Below are 2,403 nucleotides of genomic sequence, written 5' to 3' on the forward strand. Positions count from 1 at the left end.
ATTGAAATAGCTGCGAAGAACAAGGACCCCGAAGAATTCATCAGTTTCAGGTCGTTCTTCCAGGTTTCACTCCGTGACTCGGAATCTTATGAATATAGCCAGACATTCAGAGGCACGGGTAGGCGACTCAGCAGTGGAGAACTTGCACCAGGAGAGGTAACGCGGGGTGACATTGTGTTCGAGGTTCCGCAAGAGGCCTCGGGCCTCTCGTTGCACGTCGATATGGATGAGTCTCTTTTCAGTTACGGCGGCGCAATAATTGACCTTGAGTCTGAAGGGTCTGGCCGAACTCTGATGCAGGACCTCAACGTTGACGTCTACGGTGTTGGTGACACACTCGAATTCGAGGACATTCGATTCACACCCAATGAAGTGCGGACCTCAATGGGGAGTGGATACCGGGAGCCAGACTCGGGGAACGAGTTCCTGGTTGTCAACATCACCGTAGAAAACAATAGTTCCGAAGAACTGTCGGTCTCAACGTTGCTGCAAATGGATTTGAAAGATGAGATGGGGTACACGTACTCCACGTCCGTCTCTGGAACGTCTTCGTTAGATCGTAGGTTCTCCCAAGGCCAGCCTATCGCTCCAAACAGCAAGAAACGTGGAGAAATCGCTTTTGAGGTTGAGCAAGGGCTCTCTCCGGTTTATTTGATGATGGACTTCGAAATCTTCGACGAAGGCGACAAGACATTCTTCCAACTCCGGTAATACGGAGTTGTGGTTCAAATCGTTTTTAACCACACGTGCAACTGAGTAAGACCTAATTCTGCAAGTGTCGGCTTTTGAATGATCACAGTCCAATACCAGTAGGCCAGTTTGGCGTTTGGATAAGGCCTAACATATGACCAATAAGCGCCCTCTAGTCAGCACGGCCGCACGAACCTCACCGAACACTGTCAGAAGCGTCGTGACACAGACAGAGGATGAGTTCAGCAGGTGATTCAGTGTGGTACTTGTCCAGATTTCAGTAGAACTCCCGAGCAGATCTACCGGTTTCCAAGAATTGTATCCAGTTACGGAGTTGAGAAGGACGCGAACAGGTTACGACCTCGAAGCCGGTGTTCTATCGTAGCCAGCAGTATGTAGGCAACGAGATATATCGGTGCCCACACGAACACAAAGAGGAATCCGGGCGAGTCACCTTGCCCACTTCCAATCGGCGGGATATACACGAGGACGTGCCAGAAGACAAGGATACCTACCAACAATACCCCTGGACTGCGAATGTCGTACCGAAGCCACAGAAAGACGGGGATCCCAATCGTCACGAGTCCAAACCCCGTTGATAGCGCAAGAGCATGCCAGAGCGTTCCAGAGATCGAGACATTGGTGGAGGGGAGTACGCTATAGACGAACATGGCAGTTGAATAGAGAAGAGTAGCGGCAATGCTGATAGCGAGGGGCCGTTTCCACGTACTTAACGATGAGCGCCATCGATGGAGGGCTGACATACAATGCTGTAGTAGTTCGTCTGTCATAACTGTAATCTCTGTATCTAACGGCTCAACCCGTTGATTTCGATTACTCGTTCGTGACCGACTCGCGCTCTCTATTCAGCACGGCTTCAAAAGCCTATCAGTGATGGGGGCTTCAACAGAGCCCGTCGACCCACAATACGCTGGGTTGTTGCTGTTCACTTTGCGAATGACCGGGGGCACTATCGCTCAGCCATTCTATCACCCCCACAGGGGGTTGCGGGGGCACGCACGAATGCCTCTGCGAGAACCTCATGACAGTCTCAAACGACCACGAGCGACGCGTATCGCCCACAGTACCAACACACGGCCACGACCTCGTCCGTATCACTGAATGGGTGCCTGGAAGCGAACCGACTGACTACGATATCGAACTCTCTGACCTCGATGGCTACCGGACGCGCTTTTGGCGCTGCCGGAAGTGTGGCCAAGAGCGGACCCGCAAAACTGAATTCCGTGAATCGTGTCCGGTCGTCGACGGCCAGACGCTTCTCAGCGATGGTGGCTACTCTATCGACGAATCGCGGACGTGGAAAGCACTCACCGAAGAGATGGAGGTTCGGTTTGGGAACGTCGGTCCTGTCTACGAAGTCGACTCATCGAGTGGGAATACGTACGAGGTCAACGTTGAGGCGGGGACGTGTTCGTGTCCAGACCACCGGAAACGTAGTGTCGAATGCAAGCACCTTCGACGTGTTATCTTCGAGATTCGGACGCGTATCCTCCCAAAGCCGAATGGCCGCTTTGCGACGTGTGAGCAGGATACCAAACACGCACTCCGTCCATAGACGAACGACTACGAGAGATTTTATTTTCCCCTGAACGGGTGCGGGGCGGCAGTACCCCGCTGATCTCGAATGAGTGCAGACACAACCCAACGAGTCGGGAGCATCGTCGAACGGACTGAACAGGGACACGAACTCGT

2 protein-coding genes are annotated in these 2,403 nt (G+C 52.9%); both read left to right on the forward strand.

The genetic code is table 11. From position 1 onward, the window contains the following. Positions 1-711 (forward strand): DUF4352 domain-containing protein (locus AUR66_RS03180; RefSeq protein ID WP_058571067.1); only part of this gene is annotated, 711 nt, incomplete at its 5' end. Positions 712-1,732: 1,021 nt separating this feature from the next. Next, a complete protein-coding gene (locus AUR66_RS03190) occupies positions 1,733-2,266 on the forward strand; it encodes a hypothetical protein (protein WP_058571069.1) in 534 nt (177 codons plus the stop codon). Positions 2,267-2,403: the final 137 nt, after the last annotated feature.

It is taken from the genome of Haloferax profundi, assembly GCF_001469865.1.
Classification (GTDB): Archaea; Halobacteriota; Halobacteria; order Halobacteriales; family Haloferacaceae; genus Haloferax; species Haloferax profundi.

Coding starts and splice junctions, on each gene's coding strand:
- AUR66_RS03190 (WP_058571069.1), top strand. CDS start 1,733: ATGACAGTCTCAAACGACCACGAGCGACGCGTATCGCCCACAGTACCA.